Origin of the sequence: Natronoglycomyces albus (assembly GCF_016925535.1) — a bacterium.
Classification (GTDB): Bacteria; Actinomycetota; Actinomycetes; order Mycobacteriales; family Micromonosporaceae; genus Natronoglycomyces; species Natronoglycomyces albus.
Genome location: NZ_CP070496.1, coordinates 1707565 through 1724297, shown reverse-complemented (window position 1 = coordinate 1724297; position 16733 = coordinate 1707565). Strand labels below are relative to the sequence as shown.

Below are 16733 nucleotides of genomic sequence, written 5' to 3'. Positions count from 1 at the left end.
GATCTTTCGGCGCATTGGTACCTCCTGGGCGTGGATATGACGCATTCATTGAAGCAAGGGATCGATCGGGCCGCAACCGAGTTTTTGGTGGGGCTCCGGTGTGGAGGCGTAGAGCGAACTGTCTAAGATGTTTTTCATGATTGTCGAATCGAGTACCTCAGGTAAATGAGTTCTGCCGTCGAGCGCAAGGCGCTCGCCCAGAACTCCCTTCCCCTTCTCGCTCGCGTTCACCAGCTCATCGAACGCTATCCACGTCAGCCGGTCCCCGAAGCACAGATCCGGGCACTAGCCAAGAATCATTGGGTTTGTCCCCGGTCTCGTCCGGAGTCTCCAGCGGCGGCCGACGATTTCCTACACATCTTCCACACCACCGATCCCGCCTGCGATTCCAGTGTTCGCGCTTTGCAGCTGTGGCTGCGGCTATATGGCGATGTCGAAGCCCTCATCCATCGTCTGAACCACGAAGCGCGGCTGTGCTCTGTAGACAAGGCTCGGTCAATCGGTCACGTCCTGCTCTATGAGGGATTGAGCTTCGCCGAGGTTGCCGTTGGCTTGCATCTGCTGTCCTATGAGGTGGCCGAGGATGATGCGCGGACAGCGCGAACGATCGCGTTGCTGGGATCGCCATACCTTGAACCGGCGATAGGATTGCTGGCACGGTCCCCACACCTCGAATCCCATGTGGAGTGGATTGCCGAGCGTACGGGAGTCCATCGGTTGCCTCAACCGACGTATACCCACATTAGCGGCTCGCCAGGGCCACCTCGCGTGCTGAATCTGGGCGCCTCCATGTTGGCTGCAGATGCGTCTGTGCCGCCTGGCCAGCTCAAGAGTCCCGCCCAGGCGTGCCAAGTCCTGGCACTGTTGCTAGACCTGCCTTTCGGAACAGCCAGTGCGCAGGTGTTTAGGAGCCTCAATCTTGGCGTGGCGGCGTTGACGGAGCTCGCGTCGATCTCGGGAGCTCTGTCCGGAACTGTTGTGGGTCTTGAGTTCGTGGCTCGAGTCCATGAATCGGTGGTCAGCGGTAACTTCGCGTTGCTACCGTGGCAGCCCGGTGACCGGGAGCGTTATATCGCCCAGTCGCGGGCGTGTTTGACCTCGGCACAGACTCATTCGGTTGTCTCTGCCGCGTTGAGACAAGACGCTAGTGACGCCCGCGCCTGCTGGCTATATCGCTATGTCGCTCGACTGCATAGTGACGTGGGCGAGCCTCAGGAATTCTCTGTGCGCATTGTTGTTCCTCCACCTGGTCACCCGGGCCGGGTGGAAACGCGGATTCTGGCCGCGGGGCGGCCGCTGGTGTCGGCTCACTTCCCGTTCGGCCCGGCAATGGACCCACAGTCGCTGCTCACCGATCGCTCGGCCTGGTTGCCTGCGGCACCATTGTCTCAGGTAGTGCTGGCCGAAGCTAGTTGCACCACCCCGTGCTGTGGCGCGTTGACCGTCGACATTCGGCATGAGGGCCACTGGGTCGTTTGGGATGTGCGCAATAGCCGCCAGCCTGAGGTCTCCTTGGCACAGTATCGGTTCCCATCCGATAGCTATCTGGCTGAGATCGACCGAGCGGCCACCGATGGTTCTTGGGAGTGGCCCGCCCACCGGGCGGCCCGAAAGCTGGAGACGACTTTGCGCCAGCACCCCAGCCTGCTGAAAAAGTGGGGATTTGACTCCTCGCGGACCGGGGCACAATCTGGGGTATCTGAACAGTTCTGGGTAACATTCTCCGATCCGGTCCTCACGAATCGACCGTCTCGATTCACTCTCGAGTTCTCGCTGGCTGACGCCGCAGTGGTTGACGATGCCGCGATCGGCCAAGCCGTGGGTGAGGTCATCTCTGAGATAGCCACCAACGCCCCGGATAGCACCGCGTTCCTAGGTGGGAATGACCGTCTCTCTTGCCGCGCTGATGTGGGGTGGCCAGAGAGGCCCCGTCATAACCGGCGTTCGGTGCAAGGAAAGACACCCTCTCTCTATGCTCGCCTGATTCGACTCTGTAGCCAAGAGCCGTTTCGCCCGATCACCGAAGCCGAGCGGGACACCCTGTGGGAACAGGTATCTGATGCGACTCCGCCTGCCGGATGTGCGGAAAGTACTGCGGAGCGAATATGCGAGCAACTCATCGCGGTCGAGGTGGATTCTCAGGCAAGTTTGGGCCAACTAGCCCAACAGCTGCAAAGCGTTACTCCCACCTACTCCCTGACCTCGGATCTTCGCGACATGGTCATACCGATTTCCGACCGAGAATGTCGTCGTATGGCAACGTATCTGCTGCGAGAAGGCCTCACCAAGACCGAACTGGTGGTCGGCCTGCGGCTTCTGCGGGGGCGATGCACCGGCGAGGAAGCGCCCTTGGTGCGAACGATCGCCCTGATGGGAGACGAACTGAGCTCCTTGGGCATCGAAGCGTTGGATAATGTTCCGCAAGTGGCAACCCACCTGATTTGGATCGCCGCGCACGCGGATGGCTCGGTCAAGGCGTCTATTGCCAAGAGTCTGTGTTCGGCGAGGTGGACTTATCAAGAGTTGCTCAACAGCGTCCCTGATGCGGGGGTGCGCACCAGCTTGGTGCTGTCGGAAGAGGAGATTGCCGCAACCGTGGCGGAAATTCTCCTTGCGCTCCCCGACGGTTGGGAGGCTTGGGATAGTTGGTCTACCTGTGATCCAGTCAGGTCCTTGCATGGGCCAGTCGAGCTTCTGGTGCACGTGGCACAGAACCTGGTGCGATTCACTTCCGACATCGCCGCACTGGGTCTGGCCCTACGATTGCGGGAGTCGGTTTATTGCGGCCATCTGGCGACCTTGCCGTGGAAAGGCGGGCAACGTAAAGCTGTGCTGACTGCCTTCGAAGAGATCTTTTCCTCGGCACGGGTGCGAGACATGGTGACCGATGCGGCGCGAACGGGGTCGTCCGACAGCTACCTGTGCTGGATCCGACGGGAATTGACCCGATACCGTCCGGCACTGACCAAATCCACGTCACGGCTCCCATCATTTGCCATGCATGTATCGGTGGGGCCACCCTCAGGCCCCCATGGAGCGACAGTCGAGTTCCTCATCGACGGTATGCCCCTGGTGGCCAACCTCTTTCAGCGCGGTTCTGGTGCCGGTCCGAGCACTTTGCTGTCCGGTCACTCACCTTTGCTCGTAACCGCGCAACCGCGGGAGGTGAGCCTTGCCGAAGCATGGTGTACCGCGGGCTGCTGCGGGCAACTGTGGGCCAAGATGTGGTTGGACGATGCCGAAACGGTCGTGTGGGAGGTACGCGACAGCCTGGCGGCACAGGGAGAAGTCACCGTATATCGGTTCGACGCCGCTGCGTACCAAGCCGAGGTCGCACGGGCGCATGGAGAATGGGACTGGGAATGGCCGGCCGCGCGAGTAGCCCGGCAGGTCGCAACCCGACTTGAAGACGATCCTCACCTACTAGGCCAATGGAATTGCACTTCAGGATGGGCCGACAGTTACCACCGTGAACCCACGCAGCTAAGGGTGCTGTTCACGTTCCCCGCGACTGCGAGCACCTTCGAAGATCATCTACTCCAATTCGTGTACGACGCCACCATTGATGACGCGGCCGTGGTGGACGATGACGCGGTCACCAAGGTGGTCGACCAGATCTGTTCTCGGTTTGAGGAGACCAACCCAACGTCAATATCACGGGTATGCGGTGGTTCGGCCGACTCTGCCGCAGCGCTGGGATTTCCGTGGTACCCAGACCTGCGCCGCTGAGACAAGACTCCGCTCTTACCTCTTCGAGGCCGAAAGGTTAAGTAGGTGTGGGCTATGCGGCCGCTAGCCGCATGGCCCACACCTACTCTGCACGGGTTTACTTTGTCACAGCTCTCCAGCTTCTCCAGAGGTTCTCATAGGTTCCGCCCGCGTGGATGAGGTCGTCGTGTCGGCCCAGTTCGATAATGCGGCCCCCGTCGATGACGGCCACCCGGTCGGCAGAGGCCGCCGTATGCAGCTGGTGGGCGATACTGATGATGGTCTTACCACTCATGGTCTCCACCAGCCGTTGTTCCAACTCGCGCGCCGCACTTGGTTCCATCCGGGAGGTCGCCTCGTCCAGAATCAAGACGTCGGGGTCGGCCAGGATCAACCGGGCCAGCGCCAACAGCTGCACAATGCCGGGATCGACTTTGGTACCGGTGGCACCGATGTCGGTGTCCAACCCATCGGGCAAGTTAGCCAGCCACTCATCGGCTCCTACGGTGCGTAGCACTTCCCGTAGTTGCTCCTCGGTGGCGTCGGGTTTGGCAAGGATGAGGTTGTCGGTGACGGTTCCGCTAAAGAGGTGCTGTTCCTGGCTGACGAGCAGGACCTGACTGCGGCGTTGTTCGGGTGTCCTGTGCGTGATGTCCAGGCCGCCAATGGTGACCCGGCCGGACTGGGGTCGTTCGATTCCGGCTATGAGCAGCCCTAGGGTCGTCTTCCCGGCCCCGGAGGGTCCGACGATCGCCAGACGTTCCCCGGGGCGTATGCGCAGGTTGATGTCGGTCAGTACCTCGTTGCCGTCGGTATAGGCAAAGGAGATGTCTTCCAGCCGCACTTCAGCGGATTTCTTCGAGTCTGCTGGGGTGGGCTCGGCTGGTGGGTGCGCTGTCTGGGCCGCGGAGCCGACCCCGATGATGCGGGAAAAGGACGCTCCGCCTTGCATAAACACCTGCAACCAGATCACCACGGTGGCCACCGGTTCCGACATTTGTTTCATCAGCAGCAGCACGGTGGCGATTTCTCCCAGGCTGGCCAGGCCCGCATCGTAGAGGACGCCGCCGATGATGATCCCGGCGACCAGCACCATCGCCATTCCTCCGTCGATGGCGGGGAACAGTATGCGCCGCAGTGACATTGCCCGGTAGCTGTTGCGGTAGGCCTCGCCTAGGCAATCGTGGATGGTGTCCTGGCGGGCCTGGGCAAGGCGGAATGCCTCCACTGTGCGGGCATTGTCGACCGTGGAGGCGAGGTTTTGCGCCACTGTGCTCAGCGCGGCCCGTTCGGCCAAGACCCGAGGCCGCACCTTTGGTAGCACGTGCCGCACTGGCAGCCCGATTAGCGGAATGGCGACGATGCAGGCGGCGGCCATATATGGGTTGATCACAAATAGCGCCCCGGCGATGATCGTCACCGACACCACCGCCATGACCACTTCGGGAGCCGCTCGGCGCACCACGTCGTTGAGTAGCCCAATGTCGTCGGTGGAGCGAGTCATGAGGTCTCCACTAGAGCGCTCAACAGTGGAGGTGGGCAAGCGCAACGAGTCGACGATGAAGCCATCACGCAGGCGGCGGACGATCCTCTCGCCCAGCCGGAAGGCCCAGGCTCGTGATAGCCCGGTCAGGAGGGCTTGCAGAATCAAGAATCCCAGCGCCAATGCCGCGATCGTGTTCACGGTGGATTGGGTGGCCGTGCCGATTCCGTCGATGAGATGCCCTAGCAGCCACGGTGGCGCGAGTGAGGCGGCCACGGCAAGTGCGTAAACGCTGATGGTGCCTGCCAGCGCCAGTCGGTAGCGGCGCAGCAATCTCAGTGCCGATCGCCAGGTGTCGCCAGTTGTGGCAACGGGTAGCTGAGAGTCGATCATCGGTTCTGGTCCTCACTGTCCTCGACGGCCGGGGGCGTGGTGTGGTGTGTTCGGTCGATGAGGTGTCGATAGCTAGGGTTGGTGGCCCACAGGGTGCGGTGAGTTCCGGTGTCTTTGAGGTGGGCCTCGACCATGAAGGCAACGGTGTCGGCGGCGTCGAGCAGTACCGGCGAGGATGTGACGACGATGGTGGTCTGGTCTTGACGGAAGGCCCGTAGACGTTGTGCGACTAGGGCTTCGGTGCTGGAGTCCATGGCTGTGGTTGGTCCCAGCAGGATCAGCACCGGTGGGTTGGCCACGAGTGCGCGCGCTAGTTTGAGTCGTTGTTGTTGGCCGCCGGAGAGGTTGCGTCCGCCTGGGGCGATGTCTCCGTTAAGGCCGCCGACGCTGTCGATGGCGTCTTGGGCGGCGGCCACGTGCAAAGCGGCCAGGATCTCTGCGTCGGAACTGGTGCCGCTGGGGTCGATAGCTTGGCGCAAGGTGCCGGGGAACAGGGCGAGTTCGTTGGTCGCCAAGAGCACGTGAGCTCGCACCTCATCTAGCCGATATTCGTCCAAGCGACGGTGGCCCAGACTGGCATTGGTGTCGGTGTAGCGGGCTAGGCGGTCGCATATGTCGGCTAGATCGGCGGCGTTGGTGCCGGTGAGGGCGGTGAATGCGCCGTTGCGTGCTTCGAAGCCGGAGTCGGGATCGACTAGGGCACCCGGTTCCACTGGTGGGCCATCATGGCTGTCGTCGATAGCTGGCTGGACTTGGAGGGTGCGGACGACTCGCTTGGCGGCAGCGTAGGCGACCGTGCCGCGAGTGGCAATGATGCTGAAGATGACCATCGGAAGCCACAGGAATGCCGCGTAGCCGAAGGTGGCGACGAGTTGGCCCGGCGAGAGTGCCCCGTTGATGGCCTCGGCGGAGGCAACCCAGATGACGGCCACTAGGAGTAGTCCGGGCACGAATGCTTCGAGGCCGCTGATGGTGGCGAATGCGGTGGCCGATCGGTTGCCGTAGTGCCGCAGCTGCGCGGACTGGTCTCGGTAGCGCTGGGACATGTGGGCTTCGCCCCCTATTCCGCGCAGCACTCGCAGCCCGGCAACGATGTCTTGGGCCAGCGCGGTGAGGTGTCCTTCTTGTTCTCGGTAGCGCAGGACTCTCTTTTGTAGGGGTGACAACAGTGGCCCGAGCACGATGGCTTGTAGCAGGAGGCCGGAGAGTACGACGAGCCCCAATAGGGGCGTTATGCGGTACATGATGGCGGCCACGACTAGGAAGAACACGATTCCGCCTACGGCGCGGGCGAGGAAGAAGCAGGACTCGCCGATGGAACGCGCGTCGATGTTTCCGGCGGCGACGACCTCTCCGGTGGAGATTTTGGTGGGTAGGGCGGCTCCGGTGTGGCCTGCGTGCCGATTGATCAACTGCACGACCCGCATTCCCATCGCGGTGCTGTTGTAGAAGTCGAGGTAGGTCATCCAGTAGGTAAATTGCCAGGCGCAGTAGGCGAGTCCGAGGAATACCGCACCCCATATCCACAGGCTGGGGCCGATGCCTTCGGATATGCCCTGGTCGATGGCGCGGCCGATGACGAAGGGCATTGAGGCGAACAGCCCCATCCATAGCAATCCGCTGAGGGCGCTGAGCGATAGTGTCCGCCATTGTTTGAGGTAGATCCACCCCATCAGGGATAGTGCGCTGCTGCGGGGCGGGTTACCTGGTTCGCTGGTCGGCAGGGGGGCGAGGAGTTGCATGACGGGCATGACCTCTCAGGGGGCTAGACCCTTCGTCTGTGGCGGGCACGCGCGTCGGGCCGGCGACCGGTTTAAGGGTGTGCGGCACGAGGGCATGAGGGTTCACGGACGTTGTGGGCACGGTGTTTTCGGGTGGGATCGGTGGGTTGGCGCATCAGGTGTTTTGGACACAGCCGTGTGCGCTTCTGGTTTCTCACAGCACGATAGTGGACCCAAAACAATCAGGCAACTTTATTTTCTATTTATGGTTGAGCTTCGCCCCTGCTCTATGCTCCGCCACTGAACGAGACCGTGCTATTGCGCCTCGAGATCGGGCGTGGCCGCGCCACCGTGCACAACGAGGTCACGCCCGCGCCCCTCCTAGCGGGCCACGCGCCTGCGTCGGCCCCGGGCGCGGGCCCGCTCCACCGCCACATCAGATGGTGGAACCGCAGAGAGGTCGACCACCGTGGGCTCTGGTTCGGACGGCAAGGGCTCCTTGCCCACTCGACCGGTCAGATGAGCCACTGTGGCGGGAAATGTCGGATGGGCGAACAGATCGATCACGTCCAACTCGTAGCCACGTTGACGCAGATGCCGTTGAGCGCTCACCAATGTCAACGAGGTAGCGCCGAGGTCAAACCAGCTGGACCGCTCGTCCAACCGTTCATGGCCCAACAGCTGCGCGAAAACTTCGGCGACGTCGCGGCGCACCGACTGCGCACGAACCGGCGCCTCTTGCGTCTCAGGCTTGGCCGAAGGCGTCAGCAGACTGCGCCAGGTGCGCAACAACGTCTCAACCCAAACGGGGTCCACCACCGACTCGTCGGCGTCAATATTGACCACCAGCTCTCCATCCAGAGCAAACAACTGCACGTCCACGAGGATTTGCGGCGTCTGGCTGATCGCATACTCGGTGCGCCCAAATCCATCGAGTAGCTGCGAGGCGTCAGTGGATGATGGTTGCAACGACATCGAAACCGCTACCGGAAACACGGCCTCGCCCCGGGAACGCAGCGAGCGCATCACCGCGTTGCCATGGACGCCGCCGGGCCCCAAAGCGTGATCCAATCCTTCGGCAAGTTGACGTTGCAACGCCGGTAGACGCTGGTCGGTGGGGCCGCCACCCACGCCAATAGGAAGCAACATGGTGGCCGTGTAATCGCCGACCACTCCCACATGCTCGTCCGGCCGGTCACTCAATGTCAGGACGACGCTTCCGCCCGAGGCTGCCTCAGCTAGGGCTTGGCCCAACGTGTCGAGAGCCAAACACGCCGAGGTGACGCCAGCGGAGCGGGCCCGATCCTGAAACGACTCCCACTCCTGGCTGACCAGGCCGAAGCGCCGTCGCACTACCTGCGGGCCGGGCAGAAGCTGGTCGCGGCGGGTCACCTGCGGCCCCGGTGGTAGGTGGCCCATGAGCTCGTCCCAATAGCGTTGTGAGTTCTCCTTCGATGCCTCATGTGCGACCCAACTGGAAAAATGCGCCGATGGAGCGGCAGAAAGCGCGCCGGGGTCGCGGTATTCCTCGCGTAGCTCCTCTATCCAGATCACCGCGCTATCGGCGTCGCAAAACAGCAAATCGAGATCGAGGTGTATTCGCCAGTCACCGTCGCTGAGTCGAACCGCCAGCCACCGCACCATCGGCGCCCTGGTCGGTGACAGGACCCGGTGAGACCGCTCATTGCGGATCCTTTCGCGTTGCCGTTGCTGTTGAGCGCCGGTGAGACCGCGTAGGTCGCGCACCTCAATCCGCGTGTCAACCTCGACTATCGGCAACACCCGCTGCCTGGTGTCTTCGGTGATCACCGCGCGCAACATCGGATGCCGACCCGCCACTGTGGCCCACGCGCGCTCGAATCGTTCAAGGTCGAGGTCGCGAACCAGCGCCTCGGTGTAGAAGTGCGGCGCGGCGCTGCGACCATGTTCATCCCGGGCCCGGCCCACCAGGTAGGCCAGCTGCATTTCGGTCAACGGGAAGGCCTCCTCACGCGGCGGGACCATCTCCACCGCGGGCGCTGACCGCTGAGTGGGAATAACGGGGACCGAAACGTTGGCAAGTTCCGGTAGCTCTACTCCCTGCGAAGTCAAAGCGGTCAACTTGGGAGCGAGATCAGCCGCACGCGTGCGGACTGTGTCAAGCAAATCGGCCAGCGCCCGCAGCTGCGTGGCGAGATCATCCGTTGCCGGGATCACTGAGTTTGAGAGGGGTTCCGGAGCCGGCGGCAGGGGAGGCCGTGGCCGCTCCGGCGAGAGAACCTCCGGGCCGGGGACATCGGCAACGGGGGAGCTGACCAGGGTTGAGGCAGTCGCGGCCAGATCACCAATGGGGCGATGTTGCCAAACTGCGGGCGCTTTCGTTTGGGGCAGGCTGGTTTCCGCCTCATCGTTCGCCCCGGCCGCGGGCAGTTCCAGACGCGGAATGAGCGTACGGATGGGGTCTCCGGTCAGCAGGTCAGCCAGGGCTGGTCTGGGGTAACCGTGGTCTTCGATGGCGTTGGCGATCCTGATCGCTTGCACGCTGGTCGTCCCCATCGCGGTCAAGGACTGTTCGGGGTCGAGGTCTTCGCCGAGGATCTGGGAGAGGACAGTGAGGAGAGGCGAAGATTCCCTGTTATCTTCTCCGGTCTCCTCCGGGGCTGGTGGGCTCGCCGCTGGTGCGGGTTTTTGGGCGTCGGCCGGACGGCGGCGTGCAAAGGGATTCTCCAAGCTCTTGTGGTCGACTTTGCCGTTCGCGTTCACCGGTAGGGCCGCCAAGACGACAAAGCGGCTGGGGACCATGTATTCGGGTACCTGTTCGACCAGGAGTTTTCGGAGACGTTCGACGACATCCCGTTCGTCAAACGTGGGTGCCGCGCTGCCGTACTCTTCGCCTTTGCGGGCCACATGGGCGACCAAGCGCAAAGCGCCATCGGGCCCGGGCATGGCGGAGACGACGCATTGGCGCACTTCCCCGGTGCGTTCCAAAGCGGCTTCGACTTCGCCCAGTTCGATCCGATGGCCCCGGATTTTGACTTGCCGGTCGGTGCGCCCCAGGAACTCGATGGTGCCATCGTCCCTCCAGCGTCCAAGATCACCGGTGCGATAAAGCCGCTGGTCCAGTTCGGGCCGGTGAATGAATCGTTCGGCGGTTAGTTGCGGGTCGCCAATGTATTCGCGCGCGACCCCCTCGCCGGCGATCCACAACTCTCCGGTCTGGGCAACCCGGCAGGGGCGCTGGTCTTCATCGAGAATCCAGAACGATTGCCCGCTCAAGGCTCGACCGTAGGGAATGCTGCGCCATTGAGGGTCAACCTGACCGATGGGATAGGTAATAGACCAAATGGACGCCTCGGTGGCACCACCGAGACTGTGGATGCGAACGTTCGGGGCCAGGGCGCGCAACCGGTCGGGAAGGGTGACGGGAATCCAGTCACCCGAGAGCATGCACAGTCGCAGACTCGCCAGCGCGGATCGGGCCAGCATCGGGTCGGCCTCGGCGTATTCGACGAGCATTTCCAACAGCGGTGGGGCGGAATTCCATATGGTGACGTGGTGTTCGGCCATGAGTTCCAGCCAGTGTTGCGGATCGCGAAAGCGTTGCCCGTCTGGTAGGACAAGGGTTCCGCCCGCTGCTAGGGTGCCGAAGATGTCGTGGACGGACAGGTCGAACGACAGTGCCGATACGCCCAGCACTGTGTCTTGTGCGGTGATCGAGAAGCGGCGGTTGATGTCGTCGATGGTGGTGCGGGCTTGGCGATGTTCGATGGCGACGCCTTTGGGCTCACCGGTCGACCCGGAGGTGAAGATGGCGTAGGCCAGGTCATCCGGTCGGGCCGTGGCCTCGGGCAGGGGCGGTGGTGTGGGCGTGGGCGTTTCGGTGTGCGGCAAGTCGACTTCGACGCCGACGACGCCCTCCGGTAGTTCGACTGTCGAATCCGCGGCCAGGAGCGCGTAGGTGAGTTTCGTCTTGTGTGTGATCGTGGACAGCCGACGGGCCGGCCAGGCCGGATCGACGGGAACATAGCCTGCCTGGGCTAGTTCGACCGCGAGCACGGCCACGATTTGGGCCGTCGAACGGGGTAGGGCCACCATGACGAGGTCGCCGGGGCGTACTCCGTGCGCGACCAGGGTGGCTGCGAGTCTGTGAGCCTGGGTCGACAATTGGGCGTGGGTGAGCGTGGTCGATCCGCTGGCCAGGGCAGGCCCTTCGGCAGTGCCGTTGTCCCGCAGGGAGTCCAGCCACAGGTCGACCAGTTGCGGTCCCGCGTCCGGGTGGGCTTGGGCTGGCTCGATGGGTTGGCCGGAGGGGTCCCAGGCCACGGCGGGGTGGTTCCATCGTTCGGTGACCGCGAGGCTGCGCAGCAGGGTTTCTTCGGCGTTGATGAGGCCGTCACGTAGGTCTTGGGAGTAGGCGTCGATGACTACGTCGTGGACAAGGACGAGTTCCCCGTTTTCTTCCCAGACCAGGTGGTCCCACAACACCTGTGGGGTCTGGGAGACACCATAGTCGCGTTTACCCAGCCAGTGGTCTTGTTGGGCGGAGTCTTGGCCAATTCCGGAGGTGAAGACGACCGGCCAGCCTTCGGCATTGTCACGGTCGCGGGCGACCTCGACTCCAGAGTAGGCACGGTGGTCGAGTACGTCCCATAGCCGATGGTTGACCGCTCGGCTCAGGTCGGTGAAGGAGGTCGCATCATCGGGGTCGAATCCAGCTGCCCGATCCAGGGGAAGCAGGGCGGTGCTGGAAAAGTCGCCCACGACAGTGTCGATGCCGTCGATGTCGGGCCGGTCAAAGAGGGTCAGGTTGATGGTGAGGCCCTCTTCGGTGGTGCGCTGGGAGCGTTGATGGCACGCTAGGGCGAATGCGGTCAGCACCACGCTGGTGGGTGAGAGGCCGTGGCTAGTGGCCAGTGCTTTGATTTTCTCCCAGGTCTGTGCGTCGAGGCGGCGTTGCACGCGCTCAAATCGGGCCGCGCGGCGCGGCGCGTCAGGTTGTTGGGGCAGGGCGGGTGCCTTGGGGATGTCTTGTCGCTGCCACCAGTGGCGGTCACGGGCACGCAGGCGCTGTCGGTCGGGGTCGTGGGCGCGTTGACGCACGAGGTCGGCGAAGGTGATGGGGCATTGTTCCAACGTGGTGTCGGGTTTGGCGACTAGTCGACCCCATTGCCGCATGACGAGCCCCCAGCTGGCGAAGTCGATGACCAGGACGTCGAATCCGACGCAGAGGCGCACGATGTCGCCGGGGAGCACGATCGCGGTGAGGTCGAATAGTGGCCATTGGGCGACGTCGCGCACTTGGTGGGAAAGCTGGTGGCGCAGTTGATCACAGCGGCGTTCGGGGGCCTCCTCGTGGCGCAGGTCGATCCGGTTGAGGTTCCAGTCGCGGACGTCATGGCGGGCGATGTGGGTGCAGGTGTCGCGTCCGATGACGGTGCGCAGCATGGGGTGGTGGGCGACGACGGTGCGCCAGGCGATCTCGATGCGGTCGAGGTCGGATTCCAGGGTGCGGCCGTTGCGGTGTTGTGGCCCGCGTTCGTATTCGTGGTACCAGAAGGTGGCGACCTCGCCGAGGGGGTATTCGCTGCCGCGTCCGGCCCAGTAGGCGGCTTGGACGGGTGTCAGCGTGGAGGATTCGGCGGGGGCTGAGGGGGCGGCCTCGGGCTGGGGCGTGGTGGTGGCCTTGGTCAGGGCGGTGAGAACGTCGCGAACGGTTTGTTCCCCGGTAAAGGTGACCAGGGGGAGGGCGGTTCCGGTGGCTTCGGTGATGTCGGAGCGCCACCGGAGCGCACTGAAGGAGTCGACTCCCAGGGAGGCCAGTGGAGTGTCCCAGTCGGTTTCGGTGACAGGTTGGCCGACTCTGTTTGCCAGTAGTGCGCTGATGCGGGAGGCGTTCTGATGGGGCATGTCGTTCATCGCGTCCTGACTCAACTATTTAATGAAAATGATTTCCATTACTATAGTAACCATGTCCACCGATTGGCGCGCGCTCTCCCACCTGCTGCGAAGAATCCGTACCCCCCTCATCATTGGTCTAAGCCTCGAAGTCATCGCCTCATTGTGCCTGCTAACGCCGCTGGTCGTCGCCGTCTTCACGGTGAGCCACCTGGCCGGTGGAAAACCGCTTACCGACCCCGTTTGGCCCCTGGGGCTGGCCGCGGCCGCCGTGATCATCGGCGGTATCGCCCGGTCGGCCTCCACCCTCGTACTGCATCGAGCCGACAACCGGCTCCAGCTACACATCCGGCGCGACCTGCTCACCAACGTGCGCCACAGCCCCTTGGAGACGGTGGATCGAGCAGGCGGCAGCCGGATCAAACAGATCGTCACTGACCACGTCGACGCGCTACACCACGTCATCGCCCACGCCATTGGCAACGCCCTGTCCGCCCTCGTGCTGGTCCTGGCAGGGCTTGCGCTTCTGATCTGGGTCGCGCCACTGGCCACAGTGGCGCTGGCCCCGCTGATCGCGGCAGTGGTGCTGAGCCGTCGGCAACGGCGCGGCATGGGACCACACATGCGCGAATATCAAGCAGCGTCGCACGATCTGGACCGGGCCTCAGTCGAGTTCGTCCAAGGAATCACCGCACTGAAAGTCTTTCACTACAGCGAAACCGGGCTCTCTCGATTCCGCTCCGCCGCTCAGCGATGGGCCACGTTCGTCGAATCCTGGGCCCGCCGCGTCACTCCCAGCATGACGGCACAACAAGTGCTCCTGTCCCCCATCGCCGTGGCCGCTTTTGCCTCGATCACCCTGCTACTACCACAAAACCAGGCCGCGACCACGCTGCTGGCGGCCATGGTTCTCATACCGGCAATGATGTCGCCACTATGGTCGCTGGCCTTCGCCCTGTGGGACATCACAACCGGAGCCGACGCCGCCCGCACCATCGAGGAAACGCTTCGAGAGTGCCCCTCCCCCACCGAGGGCAACGCCGCCGCATCGACATTGTCGTGGCCCAGTGGACCAGTCAGCCTCCACGCCAGCGCGGTCTCGGTACGACTAGGCGAACGAGACATCCTGCGCGACATCAACCTCACATGTCCCGCCACGGCGACGACGGTCATCACTGGACCCAGCGGAGCGGGAAAGACCCTCCTCCTCGAAGTGCTCACTGGCCTGCGTCCCACCCACACCGGGATAGTTAGCATCAACGAGACGCCCCTTACCTCCTTGCAACCCCAACTCAATGACCACGTCAGCGCCCTGTGGCAACGTCCCCGTATCCTTCGGGGCACCGTCGCCGAAAACATCGCGCTGGGGCGACCGGGCACAGACATCGAAGCGTGCCAAAGAGTCGCCCGAGAAGCCGACATCCATGACCGGCTACAGGCCCTACCGCAGGGCTACGACACCATGCTTGGCGAGGGCATCGACCTATCCGGAGGCGAACTCCAACGGCTATGCCTGGCCCGGGCGCTGCTGGCTGAGCCCACGCTCATCGTGCTCGACGAGCCAACCGCCTCCATTGACCGCGAATCGGCCTGGGCAATCGACAAGGCCCTGCGCAACCTGGCCAACCGGTGCACCGTGATCCGAGTTGACCATCGGCTTGATGTCGTCATGAGCGCCGACCACGTCATTGTCATTGACGAGGGCCGCGTCGCCGAAGCGGGCAAACCGGACCAGCTTGCCGCCGGCAACGGAACACTCGCCTCCCTTATCGACTCCCAAACGGCGGTGACCACAGCATGATCATCGCCTGTTACCGCATCCTTGATCGGCCACACCGCCAACGTTTCGCTCTGGCCATTGGGGCGCTTATCACCGCCTCGGTTCTGGAAGTGGCCGTCATCGTCTCCCTGTTCCCTCTCTTGGACGCCCTCATCGCAGGCGAGCCCCTCGCGCAGCACCTCGCCTTCACTGTGGGGACGTGCCTGGTTTGGGCCCTATTTGTCACCATCGCCACCGTCGCGGGGCGGCGCTGTGGGTACGGCATGTCCGCCGCGCTGCACCAGCGCCTGGCGACACATTTGCTGGCTTTGCCCCTGGCGTGGTTCACCGCTCGACGGCGTGGAGAAGTCACCCGGCTGATGGGCTCTGGAGTCATGGACGTCATGAGTTACCCGTCGCAACTAGTGCTTTCTCACCTGCGTGCTCTAGCCACACCCGCATTGTTCGTGGTGGCACTGGCCTGGTTTGATCCCATCGTCGCGGCTGTGGCTCTGGCCTGGCTCCCGGTTCTACTGTGGTGCCAACGGCACAGCTCGCGGCGGGTCACTCAGACGGACGCGCGATTGGCTGAGGCCCGCGTCGAGGCGGCCAACCGGGTCATTGAGTTCGCCCAGATGCAACGCGAGCTGCGGCTCCTTCCCGATCAAGCGGCGGCTGACGCGCTTGTCGATCGGTCACTGACGGACCTGCGCGACCGGGTCGACGCCATGACTGTGGCGGTGCTTCCCGCTATGAGCGCATTCGCCATCGCGGTGCAGCTGACGCTAGTTAGCCTGATCTCGGTGGTCATCGTGCGACACGAGGGAGCCTCCGCTGAGGCCATCGCCGCCACATGTGTCATGTTGCTGCTGGTCTGTGGCCTGGCTGCCAGTAGCAAAGGCGCGGCCGAATTGGACGCCGTCATTCGTCTCAGCCGCGGGTCTTTGGAGCGCATCACCAGCCTGTTGGACACCCCACCGCTGCCCGAGCCGATCGTTCCCACGCAGCGTGACCCCAGCCGTGGCGCAGGACGCATTGAAGTTCGCCAGGTCAGTGCCAGCCACGCCGATGGCACACCGGTCCTCCATGAGGTGGACTTTGTGGCGGAGCCTGGCACCGTTACCGCCGTCGTGGGCGCTTCCGGTTCGGGCAAGACCACGCTCTTGCGCCTCCTGGCGCGATTTATGGACCCTGACCAAGGTGCGGTGCTCCTAGACGGAGTGGACCTGCGTGAACTAGGTAGCGCCAAGGTCTTCGCGTCGACATCGATGGTGTTCCAAGACGTACAGCTGTTCACCGGGACGTTGGCCGACAATATCCGGCTGGGCAATCCCGCCCCCAGCGAGGCGCAGTTGGAGCAGGCGGTACGCCTGTCGGGAGTTGACCAGATTGCCCAAGGGCTCCCCGAGGGTCTCGACACGGTCGTCGGGGAAGGCGGAGTCGGTCTCTCCGGAGGCGAACGCCAACGCGTCGCAATCGCCCGGGCTGTCTTGAAAGACGCGCCCATCCTGCTGCTCGATGAGGCTACGGCAAGTCTGGATGCTCACCGACAAAGAAGTGTCGGCCAGGCCATTCGCCAGCTTAGTGCCGACCGGACGGTCATCATGGTCGCTCATCTGCTGCACACCGTGGTCGAGGCTGACCACATCCTCGTAATGGACCAAGGCCGGGTTCTCGAGCGCGGAAACCACGCGCAGCTGCTGGCCCGCGAGGGTCACTATGCGCGGATGTGGGGTGCTCAGGCCCCACTTTCAGACTCCGCTGAGGCACCGTAAGTACCGAAGAGAGGAAGTCC

At 63.4% G+C, this 16733-nt stretch carries 6 protein-coding genes; 3 read left to right on the top strand and 3 right to left on the bottom strand.

Annotation, left to right across the window (positions count from 1 at the left end; all coding sequences use genetic code 11):
- The first annotated feature begins 165 nt into the window (after positions 1-165).
- Positions 166-3729 (top strand): hypothetical protein, encoded by a 3564-nt coding sequence (locus tag JQS30_RS07270; RefSeq protein WP_213172696.1) that lies wholly within the window; start codon positions 166-168, stop codon positions 3727-3729.
- A 97-nt stretch (positions 3730-3826) separates the two neighbouring features.
- Here the strand turns inward: JQS30_RS07270 and JQS30_RS07265 are convergent, their stop codons facing one another.
- The 3 genes from JQS30_RS07265 to JQS30_RS07255 all read right to left on the bottom strand — a co-directional run bounded on the left by JQS30_RS07265 (position 3827) and on the right by JQS30_RS07255 (position 13200).
- A complete protein-coding gene (locus JQS30_RS07265) occupies positions 3827-5584 on the bottom strand; it encodes an ABC transporter ATP-binding protein (RefSeq protein WP_213172695.1) in 1758 nt (585 codons plus the stop codon).
- The gene (locus JQS30_RS07260; RefSeq protein WP_213172694.1) at positions 5581-7326 is read right to left on the bottom strand and encodes an ABC transporter transmembrane domain-containing protein; all 1746 of its coding nucleotides are present in this window, start codon (positions 7324-7326) and stop codon (positions 5581-5583) included. The genes JQS30_RS07265 and JQS30_RS07260 overlap by 4 nt, the downstream gene beginning before the upstream one ends.
- 360 nt (positions 7327-7686) lie before the next feature.
- Positions 7687-13200, bottom strand: a complete 5514-nt coding sequence (locus JQS30_RS07255) for a non-ribosomal peptide synthetase (protein ID WP_213172693.1) — start codon at positions 13198-13200, stop codon at positions 7687-7689.
- A gap of 52 nt (positions 13201-13252) precedes the next feature.
- Between JQS30_RS07255 and JQS30_RS07250 the strand changes: the two genes are divergently transcribed.
- Both JQS30_RS07250 and JQS30_RS07245 read left to right on the top strand, forming a co-directional pair.
- Positions 13253-14980, top strand: a complete 1728-nt coding sequence (locus JQS30_RS07250; RefSeq protein WP_213172692.1) for an ABC transporter ATP-binding protein — start codon at positions 13253-13255, stop codon at positions 14978-14980.
- Positions 14977-16713, top strand: a complete 1737-nt coding sequence (locus JQS30_RS07245; RefSeq protein ID WP_213172691.1) for an ABC transporter ATP-binding protein — start codon at positions 14977-14979, stop codon at positions 16711-16713. Before JQS30_RS07250 ends, JQS30_RS07245 begins: the two co-directional genes overlap by 4 nt.
- Positions 16714-16733: the final 20 nt, after the last annotated feature.